This window comes from Polaromonas sp. AER18D-145 (genome assembly GCF_002379095.1).
Taxonomy (GTDB): Bacteria; Pseudomonadota; Gammaproteobacteria; order Burkholderiales; family Burkholderiaceae_C; genus Polaromonas.
On sequence record NZ_NBZV01000004.1, the window covers coordinates 46698 to 63329 of the forward strand.

General features: G+C 66.9%; 18 protein-coding genes. 14 read left to right on the plus strand and 4 right to left on the minus strand.

Going from position 1 to position 16632, the window contains the following annotated elements; translation table 11 throughout:
• Positions 1 to 164: 164 nt before the first annotated feature.
• Complete coding sequence (locus B7G52_RS03730; protein WP_096696430.1) at positions 165 to 473, minus strand: hypothetical protein; 309 nt, start codon at positions 471 to 473, stop codon at positions 165 to 167.
• Between the two features lie 142 nt (positions 474 to 615).
• Here B7G52_RS03730 and B7G52_RS03735 point away from each other — a divergent pair, with 142 nt between their 5' ends.
• The 10 genes from B7G52_RS03735 to B7G52_RS03780 all read left to right on the plus strand — a co-directional run bounded on the left by B7G52_RS03735 (position 616) and on the right by B7G52_RS03780 (position 10100).
• Positions 616 to 1275 (plus strand): TetR family transcriptional regulator, encoded by a 660-nt coding sequence (locus tag B7G52_RS03735; protein WP_096696315.1) that lies wholly within the window; start codon positions 616 to 618, stop codon positions 1273 to 1275.
• A 135-nt stretch (positions 1276 to 1410) separates the two neighbouring features.
• On the plus strand, positions 1411 to 2400 hold the full coding sequence (locus B7G52_RS03740) for a tripartite tricarboxylate transporter substrate binding protein (protein ID WP_096696316.1): 990 nt from the start codon (positions 1411 to 1413) through the stop codon (positions 2398 to 2400).
• Positions 2401 to 2519: 119 nt separating this feature from the next.
• Positions 2520 to 3683, plus strand: coding sequence for a Gfo/Idh/MocA family protein (locus B7G52_RS03745; protein ID WP_096696317.1), 1164 nt, complete (start codon positions 2520 to 2522; stop codon positions 3681 to 3683).
• Positions 3684 to 3746: 63 nt separating this feature from the next.
• Positions 3747 to 4934, plus strand: a complete 1188-nt coding sequence (locus B7G52_RS03750; protein WP_096696318.1) for a dihydrodipicolinate synthase family protein — start codon at positions 3747 to 3749, stop codon at positions 4932 to 4934.
• A 92-nt stretch (positions 4935 to 5026) separates the two neighbouring features.
• Entirely contained in the window at positions 5027 to 5929 is a 903-nt protein-coding gene (locus B7G52_RS03755) for a sugar phosphate isomerase/epimerase (RefSeq protein ID WP_096696319.1), read from the plus strand.
• A gap of 70 nt (positions 5930 to 5999) precedes the next feature.
• Positions 6000 to 6902: an aldo/keto reductase gene (locus B7G52_RS03760; RefSeq protein ID WP_096696320.1), complete on the plus strand. Its 903-nt coding sequence runs from the start codon at positions 6000 to 6002 to the stop codon at positions 6900 to 6902.
• Between the two features lie 3 nt (positions 6903 to 6905).
• The gene (locus tag B7G52_RS03765) at positions 6906 to 7508 is read left to right on the plus strand and encodes a DUF6064 family protein (RefSeq protein WP_096696321.1); all 603 of its coding nucleotides are present in this window, start codon (positions 6906 to 6908) and stop codon (positions 7506 to 7508) included.
• A 10-nt stretch (positions 7509 to 7518) separates the two neighbouring features.
• Positions 7519 to 8424 carry a DMT family transporter gene (locus tag B7G52_RS03770; RefSeq protein WP_096696322.1) on the plus strand — a complete coding sequence of 302 codons (906 nt, stop codon included), beginning with the start codon at positions 7519 to 7521 and terminating at the stop codon, positions 8422 to 8424.
• 7 nt (positions 8425 to 8431) lie between these two features.
• Positions 8432 to 9001, plus strand: a complete 570-nt coding sequence (locus B7G52_RS03775) for a DNA-3-methyladenine glycosylase (RefSeq protein ID WP_096696323.1) — start codon at positions 8432 to 8434, stop codon at positions 8999 to 9001.
• 61 nt (positions 9002 to 9062) lie between these two features.
• Positions 9063 to 10100 carry a glycerophosphodiester phosphodiesterase gene (locus tag B7G52_RS03780; protein WP_096696324.1) on the plus strand — a complete coding sequence of 346 codons (1038 nt, stop codon included), beginning with the start codon at positions 9063 to 9065 and terminating at the stop codon, positions 10098 to 10100.
• Here the strand turns inward: B7G52_RS03780 and B7G52_RS03785 are convergent.
• A complete protein-coding gene (locus B7G52_RS03785) occupies positions 10097 to 11347 on the minus strand; it encodes an MFS transporter (RefSeq protein ID WP_096696431.1) in 1251 nt (416 codons plus the stop codon). The two genes, B7G52_RS03780 and B7G52_RS03785, sit on opposite strands and share 4 nt — an antisense overlap.
• A gap of 91 nt (positions 11348 to 11438) precedes the next feature.
• Between B7G52_RS03785 and B7G52_RS03790 the strand changes: the two genes are divergently transcribed.
• From B7G52_RS03790 to B7G52_RS03805, 4 genes are all read left to right on the plus strand, one after another.
• On the plus strand, positions 11439 to 12338 hold the full coding sequence (locus tag B7G52_RS03790; protein WP_170954669.1) for a helix-turn-helix domain-containing protein: 900 nt from the start codon (positions 11439 to 11441) through the stop codon (positions 12336 to 12338).
• Between the two features lie 163 nt (positions 12339 to 12501).
• Entirely contained in the window at positions 12502 to 13182 is a 681-nt protein-coding gene (locus B7G52_RS03795) for a hypothetical protein (RefSeq protein ID WP_096696325.1), read from the plus strand.
• Positions 13179 to 14522 (plus strand): (Fe-S)-binding protein, encoded by a 1344-nt coding sequence (locus tag B7G52_RS03800; RefSeq protein WP_096696326.1) that lies wholly within the window; start codon positions 13179 to 13181, stop codon positions 14520 to 14522. The genes B7G52_RS03795 and B7G52_RS03800 overlap by 4 nt, the downstream gene beginning before the upstream one ends.
• A gap of 143 nt (positions 14523 to 14665) precedes the next feature.
• Positions 14666 to 15559, plus strand: a complete 894-nt coding sequence (locus B7G52_RS03805) for a CAP domain-containing protein (protein WP_096696327.1) — start codon at positions 14666 to 14668, stop codon at positions 15557 to 15559.
• A gap of 95 nt (positions 15560 to 15654) precedes the next feature.
• Here the strand turns inward: B7G52_RS03805 and B7G52_RS03810 are convergent, their stop codons facing one another.
• Positions 15655 to 16092 carry a DUF2784 domain-containing protein gene (locus B7G52_RS03810; RefSeq protein WP_096696328.1) on the minus strand — a complete coding sequence of 146 codons (438 nt, stop codon included), beginning with the start codon at positions 16090 to 16092 and terminating at the stop codon, positions 15655 to 15657.
• Positions 16093 to 16108: 16 nt separating this feature from the next.
• A complete protein-coding gene (locus B7G52_RS03815; protein ID WP_096696329.1) occupies positions 16109 to 16564 on the minus strand; it encodes a YiiD C-terminal domain-containing protein in 456 nt (151 codons plus the stop codon).
• Between the last annotated feature and the right edge of the window lie 68 nt (positions 16565 to 16632).

The window sequence follows — 16632 nt, forward strand, 5'->3', positions numbered from 1 at the left end:
CGCCGGAATGAGAGCCCCCACGCTCCCCACTTCGTGTGGTTCGCTGCCCCCCGAGGGGGCGCTGCGCCTGCGGCCCGGCAAAGCCGGTTCCGCGGCCCCTGCTTGAAAAGGAGGCTCCCCGCTCGCTCACCGCGTGTCGTTCACTGCCCCACAGGCGCGCGAAGCTACTCCGGTGTCTTGTTGTCGCCGTCGGCACCGCCGGCTTCGAGCGCCTGCCGGCCCAGCTCTTCCTCACTCAGCGGCGGCGCCTCTTCCAGTGCCCGCAATTCCTCGAGAAACTCCGGCGTGGGTTGCTCGTGCTCGAGCAGCACTTCTTCCAGCTTCTGCCGGCCGGTCTCCACATGCACGGAGGGTGAATGCAGCTCGGTCGGGGGCACCGGGAATTTTTCGCCCAACTTGAATTTCAGCGCCTCGGCCTTTTCATCAACCCAGTGTGTGAAGTCACCGTCTTTGGGGGTGTCCGAATTCGTCATGACCATCTCCTTGCATGTCGGCACCGGCGCGGCTGGCCGGTCCCTGCTTCATTATGGAGGTACGCTTGGCGCAGCGGTGTCAGCCAATCACCCATCACCTGCGAATCTTGATTTAATTCACCAAACAGTTAAATTATCCGCCATGCCAAGCCCCAAAAGCAAAACAGCAAAACCTGCCGAACCCCGCTCGCGCGATGCCGACCGCTCGCAGCAGGCCATCCTGCTGGCCGCCCGCGACGAGTTCGCCCAGCACGGCCTGGGCGGAGCGCGGGTGGACCGCATTGCCGAGCGCGCCGACATCAACAAACGGCTGATCTACTACTACTTCAAGAGCAAGGACGAGCTGTTTCTGGCGGTGCTTGAGCACGCCTACGCGCACATCCGCGAGGCGGAAACAAAGCTGCACCTGCGTGACATGCCGCCGGCCCAGGCGATCCGGCGGCTCACCGAATTCACCTGGGAGTATTACCTCGAACACCCGGAGTTTCTGACCCTTCTCAACAGTGAAAACCTGCACCAGGGCCGGCATCTGGCGATGTCCAGCCGGGCCCGGGAAACCAACTCGCCGCTGATCGAGACGCTCGCCGAAATCCTGGAACGCGGGCGCGCCGAAGGCCTGTTCCGCGGCGGCATCGACCCGGTGCAACTCTACGTGTCGATTGCCGGCATGGCGTATTTCTACCTCTCCAACAACCACACGCTGTCGGCGATTTTCGGGCGCGACCTGATGACCCCCAAGGCCCGCCATGAGCGCCTCTCGCACATGTGCGAGGTGATCCTAGGGTATGTCCTTAGAAACTGAAGCGACACCGCATTGACGCACGGTCGGCATTGTTTTTACAATTCCTAATTCACTTAATGGTGAATTAAGCGTAAACTCCGGCCTGCTTGTGTTGCCGGACTTCCGTTTCTTCCAAATGCCCTTCAGGAGACAACCATGACCTTTGCACGCCGCGCCGCCCTGGCTTCGCTCACTTCCCTCACCGTGCTGGCCGCGCTTTCGCCGCTGGCCGCCAGCGCCCAGGGTGCCTACCCGAACAAGCCGATCCGTGTGATCGTGCCCTTTGCCGCCGGCAGTACGACCGACATCATTGCCCGCGCCATTGCCGACAAGATGGGCCAGAGCATGGGCCAGACCCTGGTGATCGACAATCGCGGCGGCGCCAGCGGGACGATAGGTCAGGCGGCGGTGGCCCAGGCCGCACCGGACGGCTACACCATCATGGTCCATTCGTCCTCGCACACGGTCAGCCCCTCCACCTTCGCCAAGCTGCCCTTTGACACGCTGGGCGACTTCGCCGGCGTGACGCCGATTTCCAGCACCCCCAACGTGCTGGTGATGTCGCCATCCAAAAACATCAAGACGCTGCAGGAACTGCTGGCCGCCGCCCGCGCCAAGCCCGGCAGCATGAACTTCGCCTCCGCCGGCCAGGGCAGCGCGACCCACCTGAACGCCGAAAAATTCAAGCTCGCCGCCAGGATCGAAGCCACCAACATCCCGTTCAAAGGCTCAGGAGAAGCCGTGACCGAGGTCATGTCCGGCCGGGTGGACTACTACTTCTCGCCGATCGCGCCGGTGATCGGCCAGATCAAGAACGGTCAGCTGGTGGCGCTGGCGGTCGGTTCGCCCAAACGCGCCAGCGCCCTGCCCCAGGTGCCGACCACCGCCGAAGCCGGTGTGCCCGGTTCCGAGTTCAACTTCTGGATCGGCATGATGGCGCCAAGCAAGACACCGCGCGACATCGTCAACCGCCTGCACGACGAGGTCGTCAAGGCGCTGAACACTCCGGAAGTCAAGGAGCGTTTTGCCGCGCTGGGCGCCGAAGCCTGGACCATGAAGCCCGAGCAGTTTGACACCTACCTCCGCGATGAAATCAAGAGCAACGCCGTGCTGGTCAAGGCCGCCGGACTCTCCCCCGCCCAGTAAGTCTTAACTCCTTTTTAACCCCGCGACTGCCACGCCCGGCCCTGCGCCGGGCCCGCCCTGATCCCCCGCCGGACCCAGGGTGCGGCCGCCGCATTTTTACCGCCATCACAAGGACCCCCATGGCCACCCAACGACTAGGAATCATCATGCACGGCGTCACCGGACGCATGGGCATGAACCAGCACCTGATCCGCTCCATCGTCGCGATCCGCAAACAGGGCGGCGTGCTGCTCTCCAACGGCGACAAGGTCATGCCCGACCCGATCCTGATCGGCCGCAATGCCGAAAAAATCGAGGCCCTGGCCAAAACCTGGAACATCGAACGCTGGGGCAGCGACCTCGACGAGGCGCTGAAAAACCAGGACGACAGCATCTTTTTTGATGCCGGCACCACGCAGATGCGCCCCACGCTGCTGGCCAAGGCGATTCGCGCCGGCAAACATGTCTACTGCGAAAAGCCGATTGCCACCAACCTCAACGAAGCCGTCGAGATCGCCCGCCTGGCCGAAAAGTCGGGCCTGAAACACGGCGCGGTGCAGGACAAGCTGTTCCTGCCCGGCCTGCGCAAGCTCGACATGCTGCGCCGTGCCGGCTTCTTCGGCAAGATGCTGTCGGTGCGCCTGGAGTTCGGCTACTGGGTGTTCGAGGGCGACCTGCAGCCCATCCAGCGCCCGAGCTGGAACTACCGCAAGGAAGACGGCGGCGGCATGATCCTGGACATGATGTGCCACTGGCGCTACGTGCTGGACAACCTGTTCGGCGAGGTCAAGTCCGTCTCCTGCATAGGCGCGACCCACATCCCCGAGCGCTGGGATGAAGACGGCAAGCCCTACCAGGCCACCGCCGACGATGCGGCCTACGCCACGGCCGAACTGATCGGCCACAACGGCGAGCCGGTGATTGCGCAGATGAACATGTCATGGGCCACCCGCGTGCGCCGCGATGACCTGGTCACCTTCCACGTCGACGGCACCCACGGCTCGGCCGTCGCCGGCCTGTCCTCCTGCCGCGCCCAGTCGCGTGTGGCCACGCCGCGCCCGGTCTGGAACCCCGACGAGAAGCAGACCATGAACTTCATGGACCAGTGGCAGGAGATCCCGGACTCGCAGGTCTACGACAACGGCTTCAAGATCCAGTGGGAACACTTCATCCGCCACGTGGTGGAAAACGAGCCCTACAAATGGACCTTGCCCGAAGGCGCCAAGGGCGTGCAGCTGGTCGAGGCCGCGCTGGAGAGCTGGAAAGAGCGCCGCTGGGTGGACGTTCCTGCGCTACAGGTTTGATAGCTGCTTGCGCCCGTCATATAAGGGCTAGAGGCATATTTTGTATATGAAAAGGTAGATTCCATGGCTTTGACCCTTACCCTGCCGGTTGCCACGGGCGGCCTGCAGCCCCACACGCTGCAAGGCAGCACACCGGTGAAGCCCACCGCTGGCGTGGCCTTCAACCGCATCGCCTATTCGGCCGCCCATGTGGTGGCCGACCCGCTGGCCGGGGTCGATCCGTGGATCAACTGCGCGGTGGATTGGGACGCAACCATCGCCTACCGCCGCCATCTGTGGTCGCTGGGCCTGGGTGTGGCCGAAGCCATGGACACCGCCCAGCGCGGCATGGGCCTGGACTGGCCAACCTCGCTGGAACTGATTCGCCGTTCGCTGGAAGCCGCGAGGGATGTGCCCGGTGCGCTGGTCGCCTCGGGCTGCGGCACCGACCACCTGGTGCTGGAAAACGTGAAGACCGTGGACGAGGTGATTGCCGGCTACGAAGAACAGATGGCCGCGATTGAAAAGCTCGGCGGCAAACTCATCGTCATGGCCAGCCGCGCGCTGGCCCGGGTGGCCAAAAGCCCGGCCGACTACGAACGCGTCTACGACCACATCCTGAGCCAGGCGAGGCAACCGGTGGTGCTGCACTGGCTGGGCGAGATGTTCGACCCGACGCTGGCCGGCTACTGGGGCAGCAGCGATGTCGAACAGGCCATGGACACGGCGCTGGGCATCATCGCCGCGCACCCGGACAAGGTCGACGGCATCAAGATTTCCCTGCTCGACAAGGACAAGGAAATCGCCATGCGCCGGCGCCTGCCTGCCGGCGTGCGCATGTACACCGGCGACGACTTCAACTACGCCGAGCTGATTGCCGGCGACGGTCACGGCAGCGAGCTGCTCCACGGCCAGAGTGATGCGCTGCTGGGCATCTTCGACGCGATTGCGCCGGCCGCCAGCGCCGCGCTGGGCGAACTCGCACAAGGCAACGTGGAAAAATTCCACGCCATCCTCGGCCCCACGGTGCCGCTGTCGCGCCACATCTTTGCCGCACCCACGCGCTTTTACAAAACCGGTGTGGTCTTCATGGCCTGGCTCAACGGCCACCAAAGCCATTTCACCATGGTCGGCGGCCAGCAGAGCACGCGTTCGCTGCAGCATTTCGCCGAACTGTTCCGGCTGGCCGATGCGGCCAACCTGCTGGAACAACCGGAGCTGGCGGTGCGGCGCATGAAAACGCTGCTGGCGATGCACGGAATCGAACACTAAACCCGCGCCTGTCATCCTGGGCTGGACCCGGGATCCATCCAGGCGCACCAACATGGATGCCGGATCGAGTCCGGCATGAAGGGATTTAAATAATGCGCGACTTTTCCGCCGACCACCGCTGGCTCTCCATCAACACCGCGACCGTCCGCAAAGGCCGCGGCGTCGAACAGCCGCTGACCGACATCATCGAAGCCTGCGTGCGGCGCGGCATCACGGCGATCTCGCCGTGGCGCGACCAGGTGGCGGCCGCCGGCCTGCCGGCGATCTCGAAACTCGTCAAGACCCACGGGCTCCAGTTGTCGGGCTACTGCCGCGGCGGCATGTTCCCCGCGGTGGATGCGGCCGGCCGGAAGGCAGCGCACGACGACAACCGCCGCGCGGTGGACGAAGCCTGTGAACTCAACGCCGCCTGCCTGGTGCTGGTGGTGGGTGGTCTGCCCGGCGCACTCGCCGGCCAGGCCGCGCACAAGGACCTCGCGCTGTCGCGCAGCCAGGTCAGCGACGGCATTGCCGAACTGCTGGAATACGCGAAAGCCAGCAAGATGCCACTGGCCATCGAGCCGCTGCATCCGATGTACGCGGCCGACCGCGCCTGCATCAACACCATGGAGCAGGCGCTCGATGTCTGCGATGCGCTCGATCCGGCGCGCAGCGGCGAAGACGGGAAAACGCAGCAAGCTGCGTTGGGCGTGGCGGTGGACGTGTACCACGTGTGGTGGGACCCGAAGCTGCAGCAGCAAATCGAACGCGCGGGCAAGGACCGGCTGATGGCCTTCCACGTCTGCGACTGGCTGACGCCAACCACCGATCTGCTCAACGACCGCGGCATGATGGGCGACGGTGTCATCGACATCCCGCGCATCCGCGGCTGGGTCGAGACCCAGGGCTTTGCGGGCTACAGCGAGGTGGAGATTTTCTCCTCCGGCAACTGGTGGCAGCGCGACGTCGGCGAGGTGTTGGACACCTGCATCGCCAGGCACCGCAGCGCGGTCTGAAGCCCGGGTCCCCTTCAGGGCTTGTGCACTTTCCGCCCTGCCTCCGCCTGCCCTGTGATACGGTAAGCCCATGAGACGCCGCGATCTCCTGCTGCAGCTGGTTCCCGCACTGGGCGCAGCAGGCGCGTTCGCACAAACCCCTGCCCAGCCTCAGCCTCTGACGAGGCCCATTCCTTCCTCGGGCGAGCCCATCCCGGTAATCGGACTCGGCAGCTGGATCACCTTCAATGTCGGCAACGACCGTGCCGCGCGTGAGCAGTGCGCCGAGGTCATGCGGCAATTCTTCGCCGCCGGCGGCCGGCTGATCGACTCTTCGCCCATGTATGGCTCCTCCCAGGGCGTGATCGGCGAGGCGCTGGCAAAACTGCAGGCCCAGCCCAAGGTGTTTTCGGCCGACAAGGTCTGGACCTCCTCGGACGGTGCGGCGCAGATCGAGGCCTCGCGCAAGTTCTGGCAGGCGCCGCGTTTCGACCTGCTGCAGGTCCACAACCTGCTGGCCTGGGAAAAGCAGCTCCCCCTGCTGCAGGCCATGAAAGCCGCGGGGCAGTTGCGTTATGTCGGCATCACTACGTCGGAAGGGCGGCGCCACGGCGAGTTCGAGCAGATCATGCGCAGCCAGCGCATCGACTTCATCCAGCTCAGCTACAACCTGCTGGACCGCGAGGCCGAGCAGCGGCTGCTGCCGCTGGCGCGCGAACGCGGCATCGCGGTGCTGGTGAACCGGCCCTTCCGCGAAGGCGCGCTGCTGCGCCAGCTCCAGCGCCACCCGCTGCCGGCCTGGGCCGCCGAGATCGACTGCACGAGCTGGGCGCAGCTTGCGCTGAAGTTCATCGTTTCACACCCGGCGGTCACCTGCACCATCCCGGCCACCAGCAACCCCGCCCACCTGCGCGACAACATGGGTGCGGCGTGCGGCCGCCTGCCGGACGCTGCCCTGCGCCAGCGCCTGGCCGACCATGTGGCCAGGCTCTGAACCATGTCGGAGTGGTGGACCTACACGCTGTCGGACTTCCTGATGTTCTCACCCAGGACCTACTGGCGCCTGATCGAGCTCTACAACCGCGACTTCTGGCCCTGGCAACTGCCGCTGCTCGCGGCCGGCCTGGCCGCGCTCTGGATGGCCGCTGCCCGGCGCGTGCAAGCCTTTCGTTGGGTCGCCTTTGCTCTCTCGGCCGCCTGGCTGTGGGTCGGCTGGGCTTTTATCTGGGAGCGTTATGCCACCATCAACTGGGCCGCGCAGTATGTGGCGCTGGCCTTTGCTGTGCAGGCTGCGTTGCTGCTGGCCGCGGGCGTGGTCTGCAGGCCGGCGTCCCGGCCGCCCGGGGCAGCCGTGCGCGGTTTCGGCTGGCTGCTCGCTGTGGCCGGCTTGTTGTATCCCTTGGTGGGCCTGGCTGCCGGCCGCCCATGGGTCCAGGCCGAGGTCTTCGGCATGGCGCCGGAACCCACCGCGCTGTTCACGCTGGGCCTGCTGCTGCTCAGCGGACAGCCGGTCTCACGCGCGGGCCGAACCCTGCTTTTTGCCATTCCCCTGCTCTGCCTGCTGCTGGGCGCGGCAACAGCCTGGACTTTTTTGAATTGAACACTTCGCCATGACCCTGAGCGCTTCCGCCGCCGCGAACCGCCGCGGCATCCTCTGCATGGTCGGCGCCATGGGCTGCTTCGTCACCAACGACGCCCTCGTCAAGTTCGCCAGCCAGAGCATGCCCAGCGCGCAGCTGATCTTTATCCGCGGCGCCATGTCGGTGCTGCTGGTGCTGGCTGTCGCCCATGCGCTGGGCGCCACCGCCCGCCTGCGCGAGGCCACGCGTGGCTGGGTCGCGGGCCGGGCCCTGGTCGATGCGACCGCCACCATGCTGTACCTCGGCTCGCTGTTTCACTTGCCCATCGGCAACGCCACCGCCATCAACCTGGCGGCGCCGCTGTTCATGACGATGTTTGCCGCGCTGTTCATGGCCGAGCGCGTGCGCGGCGCGCGCTGGCTGGCCGTCGGCTTCGGTTTCCTCGGCGTGCTGCTGGTGATCCAGCCGCGCGCCCAAGGTTTCAACAGCTGGGCGCTGGTCTGCCTCCTCGGCACGCTGTTCCATGCCGCGCGCGACCTGATGACGCGGCGCATCCACGCCGGCATCCCGTCCATCCTGATCACGCTGGCCACCGCGGTAGCGGTCACCGTCGTGTCGGGCGTGGGCTCGCTGCTGCAGGGCTGGCGACCCTTCGGCGCCTTCGAGTTCGGGCTCTTGGGCCTGGCCAGCGTGTTCCTCACCGGCGGCTACTACTTCATCATCAGCAGCATGCGCCACGGCGAGATGACGCTGGTCGCGCCCTTTCGCTACAGCGGCCTGCTGTTTGCGCTGGTCCTCGGCTACGCGGTATGGGGCGAGGTGCCCAACACCCTGGCCTGGTTCGGCATCGCGCTGCTGATAGCCTCGGGCCTGTACGTACTTGTCAGCGAGAAGCGGCGCATGCCCGTGGCCGCCGCGGCGCCGCCGCCGGACTGAGGACGGCATGGGCAGCAGCACCTCCATCGATTTCATGGCCTCCTCGCCGGCGCTCGCGCGCCGGCTGATAGGCGCGACCCTGCTGGTCGATGGCGTCGGCGGGATCATCGTCGAGACCGAGGCCTACGACCGCGACGACCCGGCCTCGCACAGCTTTGCCGGACCAACGGCGCGCAACGCCGCCATGTTCGGCCCACCCGGCCATGCCTATGTGTACCGCTCCTACGGCATCCACTGGTGCCTGAACATCGTCTGCCGCGAAGAAGGCCACGGCGCGGGGGTGCTGATACGCGCCATTGAACCCGTGGCCGGGCTGGACACCATGCGTGCGCGGCGCGGGTTGGACGACGTGCGGCTGCTTTGCGCCGGACCGGGCCGCGTGGGTCAGGCGCTAAGCATCACGCGCGCGCACAACGCACTGGCCGTCGATGCACCGCCCTTCGAGTTGCTGCCCGCGCCGCCGAAGGTCAAGGTGGTCAGCGGCCCGCGCATAGGCATTTCCAAAGCGGTGGACCAGCCCTGGCGTTTCGGCCTGGCCGGCTCACCCTTTCTGAGCCGGCCGTTTCGCCAGCTTTAGCAAACGAACAGCCCCTGAACTCGCGCTGCAAATGCCCGGCCGACCTGCCCCAGGAGACGACATGAGAGTTCATCGTTTTTCACACCCCCGGTGCCCCCGTGCCTGGTCCGTCCTGCTGGCGCTGCTGGCCGGCCTGTGCCTGCCGGCCGGTGCGTTCGGCCAGCCGGCGGAGCGCTCCATCGACGTGCAGGGCCACCGCGGCGCCCGGGCCCTGGCGCCGGAAAACACCCTCGCGTCCTTTGCGCTGGCACTCAGCCTGGGCGTGAGCACGCTGGAGCTGGACATTGCGATCACGCGCGACGGCGTGCTGGTGATCAGCCATGACCCGACGCTGAACCCGGACATCACACGCGGCCCGGACGGCAGCTTTCTCGCGTCGCGCGGCCCGGCGATTTCCAGCCTCAGCTTTGAGGAGCTGGGCCGCTACGACGTGGGCCGGATCAAGCCGGGCACGGCGTACGCCAAGCTCTACCCCAAACAGCGACCCGTTGACGGCGCGCGGATTCCGCGCCTGTCCGACCTGTTTGACATGGTGAAAAAGTCGGGCAACGAGCAGGTGCGTTTTGCGATTGAAACCAAGGTGTCGCCGCTGGCGCCCGAGCTCACGTCCAGCCCCGAGGTGTTGGCGCGCGCTGTGGTGGCCGCTGTCCGGGAGGCGAAGCTGGCGTCGCGCACCTCCATCCTCTCCTTCGACTGGCGCGCCCTGAAAACCGTGCAGCAGGAGGCGCCAGACATTCCCACCGTGTACCTCAGCATGCAGCAACGCGGCTTTGACAACATCGGCGACGGCCAGTCAGAACCGTCGGCCTGGACCGCCGGTCTGCGTTACCGGGACCATGGGTCGGTCCCCCGAATGATCAAGGCGGCCGGTGGCCACAGCTGGTCGGCGTTTCACCGCGACCTCACCGCCGCGAAGGTGAAAGAGGCGCAGGCACTGGGACTCAAGGTGCTGGCCTGGACAGTCAACGAACCGTCCGACATCGCCGGCATGCTGGATCTGGGTGTGGACGGCATCGTCAGCGACCGGCCGGATCGGGTGCATGAAGCACTCGGGCGCAAAGGCCTCAAGCCCCTGCTGTCGGTGCCGGCGACGCGTTAGCCGGCAACCGTCCCGGACGCCTGCGCCAGCGCGGTGCGGCGCACCCGCCGCACATTGAAGGCGCTGGCAATCAGCACCCCCTGCATCAGCGCCAGGCCCAGCAACACACCGCGGAACTGCCCGTGGTCCATCATCACGCCGAAGATCAGCGGCGAGATGGCCTGCCCGATGTCCAGGCCGGCGTAGACCACGCCGTAAACGCGGCCCGAGGCATTGTCGGGCGTCGAACGTTTGACCAGCAGGTCGCGCGACGGCCCGGCGATGCCCGAGGCAAACCCCATGGCGCCAAACAGCACGGGCACCATCCACGCCGGAAAACTGCCCAGGGCCAGCACCAGCGCCACCACCGCCGCCAGCCCGAAGCCGGCGCCCACGATGCGCTCGCAGCGCGCCGGATCCGACGCGAGGAAACCGCCCAGCACCATGCCGCCCGCGCTGCACACCATGTAAATCGTCAGGCACATGGCCACCAGGCCCAGCGGCACCTTGTGCAATTGCCGCGCGGCTTCGGGTGCAAAGGCCTGCACCACACTGAGCACGATGGCGTACCAGAAGAAAAAGGCGAAACACATCCACACCGCCGGGATCTTCAGAAAGCCCAGTGAGCTGTCGGCCACCGGCGCGCCCTTGACGGGCGGGGCTATCCTGATCGTCAGCTTGTCGCGGTGCAGCACCAGCACGGCCAGCACGGCAAAAGCCAGCACGCCGGCGGCCGCCAGCGCCACCCGCCACGAATACGCAAACGTCAGCGTCACCACCAGCGCCGGCGCCAGCGCCCAGCCCAGGCTGCCGGTGATGCCGTGCACGCTGTAGGCGTGGCCCAGGCGCGGCGCGCTGACCTTGCGGTTGAGCAGCGTGTAGTCCACCGGGTGAAACACGCCGTTGCCGACCCCGGCCAGCACCGCGAAGCCGGCCATCATCCAGTAGCTGGTGCTGATTGAATACCCGAAGGCCGCGATGCCCAGCAGGCTCAGACCGCCGAACAGAATCGGCCGCGGGCCGAGGCGGTCTACCCAGAACCCGGACAGGGCCTGGACCGCGCAGGACACCACGAAAAAAATCGTCATCAAAAACCCCAGCTCGGCATAACTGACGCTGAACTCGTCCTTGAGCCAGGGAAACAGCGGCGCCAGCAGCAGCTGGCTGAAATGGCTGATCAGGTGCGCCAGCCCGACCAGGCCAATGACGCTGGCATCGCTGCGCAAGGGAACAACGCCGGGGCCCGCGAGGGTGCTTGATGTATTCATGGCGCCATCGTAGTATCGGCGCAGGCTTCTGAAATGCGACAAAAAGCCATGTTTCAGCGAATTTCAGACAAACCATTGATCCCCTCCATCCATGCCCCGCAGCTCCCGGCTCCACTTCATGCCGGTCGGCGACACCGACCCCTTCACGCCCAGCCGCGAGCGCCCGGTGCGTGTGCGGGCGCGCTCCATGCCGGTGGACTCGCACTTCGAGCCGCATGCCCATGCCTGGGCGCAACTGGCCTACTGCGCCAGCGGCATCGTGCAGGTCACGGCCGAGCAGAGCCGCCACAAGGCCGATGAAGTTGCCTACATCGTGCCGCCCTCGCGCGCGGTGTGGATTGCGCCGGGCGCGCAGCACCACATCACCGTGCTCGAGGCGGCGGAGTTCCGCACGCTGTACATCGACGCCAGTGCCACGCCCGAGAACTGGCAAGGCTGCCGCGTGATCGTCGTTTCTGCCTTGCTGCGTGAAACCATCCGTGCCCTGGACAACACCGGCCCCCACGCTTCGCTGCCCCCCGAGGGGGCGCATTTTTCCTTGGGGCGGCCCGGCGGAAAAACATCCCCCCTGAGTCCATCGCGTGAGCAATTGCTGACCCGCCTGGTGCTGGACGAACTCCTGCACGCCGACACCCAGGTGCTGGGCGTGCCCCTGCCGAATGCGCAAACCGGCGACAAGCGCCTGCGCGCCCTCTGCGAGGCGGTGCTGCGCGCACCGTCCGAACGCGCCACGCTGGCCGAGTGGGCCGCGGCCATAGGGGCCAGCGAACGCACGGTGGCGCGGCTGTTTCGCGATGAGCTGGGACTGAGCTACCAGCAGTGGCGCCAGCAGGCCGTGCTGGCCCACGCCCTGCCCCTGCTGGCCCGCGGCCAGTCCGTCAGCCAGGTGGCAGCCGCCAGCGGCTACGCCAGCGACAGCGCGTTTTCAGCCATGTTCAAGGCCGCCATGGGCCAGTCGCCGAGTCATTTTCAGAATAAAAACGGTCTCTAGCCCTTTCAGGACATGCGCCAGCAGCTATTGATTCAATAGCATTCCGAAGCTGAGGCGGCCGCGTGCCGCGCCCTTGACATGCATCAAGCCAGTGCAGCAGCCAGGGCACTAGCCTGAACCCTTTCACCGCCAACCACACACACAACACAAGAGGCAGCACACCATGGATTTGCTCGACTGGGCGCGCGGCCCCCTGCTCGCGGTCGCCATCGCGGTTTTTGCGGCCGGCGTGGCATGGCGGCTTTTTTCGCTGTGGCGCCTGCCAGCGCCCGCAGGCCGGCCCGCACCGGCGCGCCAGGCCTTCGGCACCACCGACGCACTCAAGGCCAGCCTTTTCCGCATGGCGCCGCACCGCGGCTTTCATCCCAGCGCCACGCTGGTAACGGTCAACCCCTACGTCTTTCACATCGGCCTGGCCCTGGTCTTCTTCGGCTACGCGCCGCACATCGCCTTCATCCGCCGCCTGACCGGCCTGGGCTGGCCGGCACTGCCCGACATGGTGATGTACATCGCCGCTGCGGCCACCATCGTGTCGCTGCTCATCGCCCTGCTGTTCCGGCTCACCGACCCCGTGCTCAAAAAAATATCCCGCGCCGACGACATGCTGACCTGGGCGCTGACCATGCTGCCCCTGATGACCGGCATGGCCGTCGTGGGTGAACCCTCGTCGGCCCTGCTGGCGCAAGCCAGCCCGCTGTACCGCGGCCCGCTGGCCGTGCACCTGCTGAGCCTGGAGCTGTTGCTGGTGTGGTTTCCCTTCGGCAAACTGATGCACGCCTTTCTGGTGCTGCCCAACCGCATGCAGCTGGCCCGCTTTCTCGGACGCCGTGGAGTGCGCACATGATCGACATGGCCGTTTTCAAACAATTCCAGGAGGCGATCCGCCACCTGGGCGGGATGGCGCAGCCGGAACCACTCACCGACGCCGCCCGGCTGTCGCGGGCCAAGGCCGTGATGCACCGCAAGACCGACCGCGCGCTGGCCATGGACCTGGAGTCCTGCGTCAACTGCGGTTACTGCTCCGAGGCCTGCCACTTCTACCAGAGCACCCAGGACCCGAAGTACACGCCGACCCGCAAGCTCGACCTGCTGCGGCGCGTGCACATGCGCGAGACCTCGGCGTTTGCGCCCCTGCATCGCCTGTTCAAGCCCGACATCACCGTCGCCGACCTGCAGGAATGGCAGGAGCTGGTGTACGACGCGTGCACCGAATGCGGCCGCTGCAGCATGGCCTGCCCCATGGGCATCAACATCGCGCGCGGCGTCAACGTCATGCGCGAGGCGCTGTCCGAAGCCGGCCTGATGCCGCTGGAGTTGATGGCGGTGGCGCAGGAGCAGGCCGGGCGCGGCACGGTGTTCGGCGTCGGCCCTGCCGAACTCGCCAAAACCGTGGAAGCCCTGCGCGCGCAAGGCATTGCCATTCCGCTGGACGAACCCGCCGCCGACGTGATGCTGGTCACCACGGTCATCGACGTGCTGCTCTACCAGGACGCGCTGGCGGCCACGGCGCGTATTCTCAACCACCTGGGCCTGCGCTGGACGCTGCGCAGCGGCGGCTTCGAGGCGGCCAACTTTGGCCTGCTGTCGGGCAACGAAGCCCTGCAGAAAGCGGCCAGCCAGCGGCTGATAGCCGAGGCACTGGCCGTGGGCGCGCACACCGTCATCCTGCCCGAGTGCGGCCACGCCTACCCGGCGCTGCGCTGGGAAGCCCGGCTGCCCGGCGGCGAGCCGCTGCCCTTCGAGGTGCTGGCCGCCTCGGAGTTTGTCGGCCGCGAAATCGAGAGCGGACGGCTTGAGGTGCGCTCAGGCGACACCCACCAGGTCGTCACCTACCACGATGCCTGCAAGCTGGCACGGCACGGCGGCGTGATCGACGAGCCGCGTGCGGCGATCGCGGCCCTGGGGGTGGAGTTCCGGGAAACCTCCCCCACGGCAGAACTCAACTGGTGCTGCGGCGGCGGTGCCGGCGCCTTCCTGATCAACCGCGCCGCGCCACTGCGGCACAAGGCCTGGGAGATCAAGCGCCAGCAGATCGACGCCACCGGCGCCGACGCGGTGGTGGTGTCCTGCGCGAGCTGCCGTCTCAACTTCATGGAAGGCGCAGAGGTTGACCAGTGGTCCACACGCATCGTCAGCCTGGTCGAACTGGTGGCCGACCACCTGCCCGGCGACACGGCGCACTGAGTGGCCATTTGCGGACCATGCAGGCTGTCGCCCGCCACCGGCGGGCGACAGCGGCCATCCATCCAGGCAGACGGACCGGATCGCTCCAGCCTTGAAGCAGCCCTGCGGCGCGCCGGGCAAGGGCAACCCGCTACCATGGGCCAATGAACGCTGTCCGCACCCTGGTAAAAACACGTGAAACATGGCGCAGCGCCGCAACGGGTCTGGCGCTGGCCCTGCTGGCCGCCACCGGACAGGTGCATGCCCAGGCGGACAGCGCCAGTCACCCGGGCCTGCTGCGCGACATCAACGCGCTGCGGCAGCAAGGCTGCGCAGGGCAGCCCGGCAAAGCCGACCCCCTGCGCGAGAACGCCGCCCTGTCGGCCGCCGCCGCCCGCCTGTCCGGTGGTGACAGGCTGGAAGAGGCACTGAAAGCTGCCGGCTACCGCGCGGTGAGCGGGGCGCAGATCGTGCTGCGCGGCCCGGGTCACGCCACCCAGTTGACGGGGGCCAGCCTGGGCAAGTCCTGCAGCCTGATCACCCAGCCCAATTTGACCGAAGCCGGCTTTCACCAGCAGGCCGCTCAAACCTGGATCGTCGTCGCCGCCCCCTTCTCAGCCCCCGGTGCTGCGCAGGCCGATGACGTACGCTCGCGTGTGCTGGCCCTGGTCAACGAAGCCCGCGCCCGCCCACGCCGCTGCGGCACCGAGTTTTTCGCCGCGACGCGCCCGCTACATTTCAGCGCCAAACTGCAGGCCGCCGCCGCTGCCCACGCCGCCGACATGGCACGCCACAACTACTTCGACCACGTCGGCCGCGATGGCAAACATGTGGCAGACCGCGCCAGCAGCAGCGGCTACAACTGGCGCCGCATTGGCGAAAACATCGCCGCCGGCCACACCCAGGCCGAAACCGTCATGCGCAGCTGGCTCGACAGCCCCGAGCATTGCGCCAATGTGATGTCGCCGGACTACACCGAGATGGGTAGCGCCTTTGCGGTGAACAGCAGCAGCCGCGCGGGCATCTACTGGGTGCAGGTGTTCGGGACGGCCAGGTAATGCACGGCTTGCCAGGGCCGGCGGTCCTTCGGCTTTTCGCAAAAAAACCGGCCTGGGGCCTTGTCCAGCAAGCGCCGATAGCTATCAAAAAAGAGCTAACCCCCGCTGCTGCTGCTTTCCGGTTTGTCACCCCGCCTTCGGGGTTCCGGTGGAAAGCGAACCCATGCCGCAACCACCAGCAGGCCGAACAGTGAGTAGCCGACGGCGAACACCCACCACGGCGCCTCGTAATACAGCACGCGCTGCAACCAGTGTTCGATGAAGCCGCCGCCATAGCCGGCGACACCGGCGCGGGCACGCAGCCACGTCTCCAGCGTGGTCAGCGGGCACAGCATGCCCAGCCAGGTTTCGGCCACCACGACCCCGATCGCAGCCAGGTGCGCCAGCCGGAACCAGAGGGCGTTGACCCAGCGCCAGCCGCGCAGGTTGCCGGCAATCACCAGCAGCAGGCCGCCCACCACAAAGGCCACCACGGCGACATGCAGCGTGAGCACGATGTCGGCGAGCAACGGGTAGGCAATGTCGGCGCGCATGGGGCAACTCAACAGCTCAGGCCGGCTGATCCATCCCCAGCGCCACAAACTCGCCTTCGAGGCGCCCCGCCACCTCGCCCGCAAAATGCAGCACCGACACCACCGTGATGCGCGCCTTGCCCTTGCGCCGGAACACGCGCAGGAACTGGTGCCAGGCCTCAGCGTCCGGCGCGGCGGCCGTCGCGGTGAAAGTGCCCGCTATGGGCTGCCCGTACGACATGGTGTTGCGCTGGATCACCAGGCGGCTGGCCAGGCCCTCGGCGCTCAGGCGCGTGTGCAGCAGCGACCACGCGGCCAGGATGGCGACGGCCGATGCACTGCCGCCGAACACGGTGTCGCGGTGGTTGATGTTGGGCGCCAGCGGTGCGCTGAGCACGACCTCGTCCGGCGCGGCCTGCACCACGCTGACCTGCATGGCCCGGGACAGCGGAATGTGCGCGTGGAGATAGGTTTCAAGTTCGCGGGGGGACATGGTGCCCTTTCAGGTGTCTGCCAAGAGCGAAGCGTAGCAGCCCGTGGACGGCCTCGCCCGGTGACCGG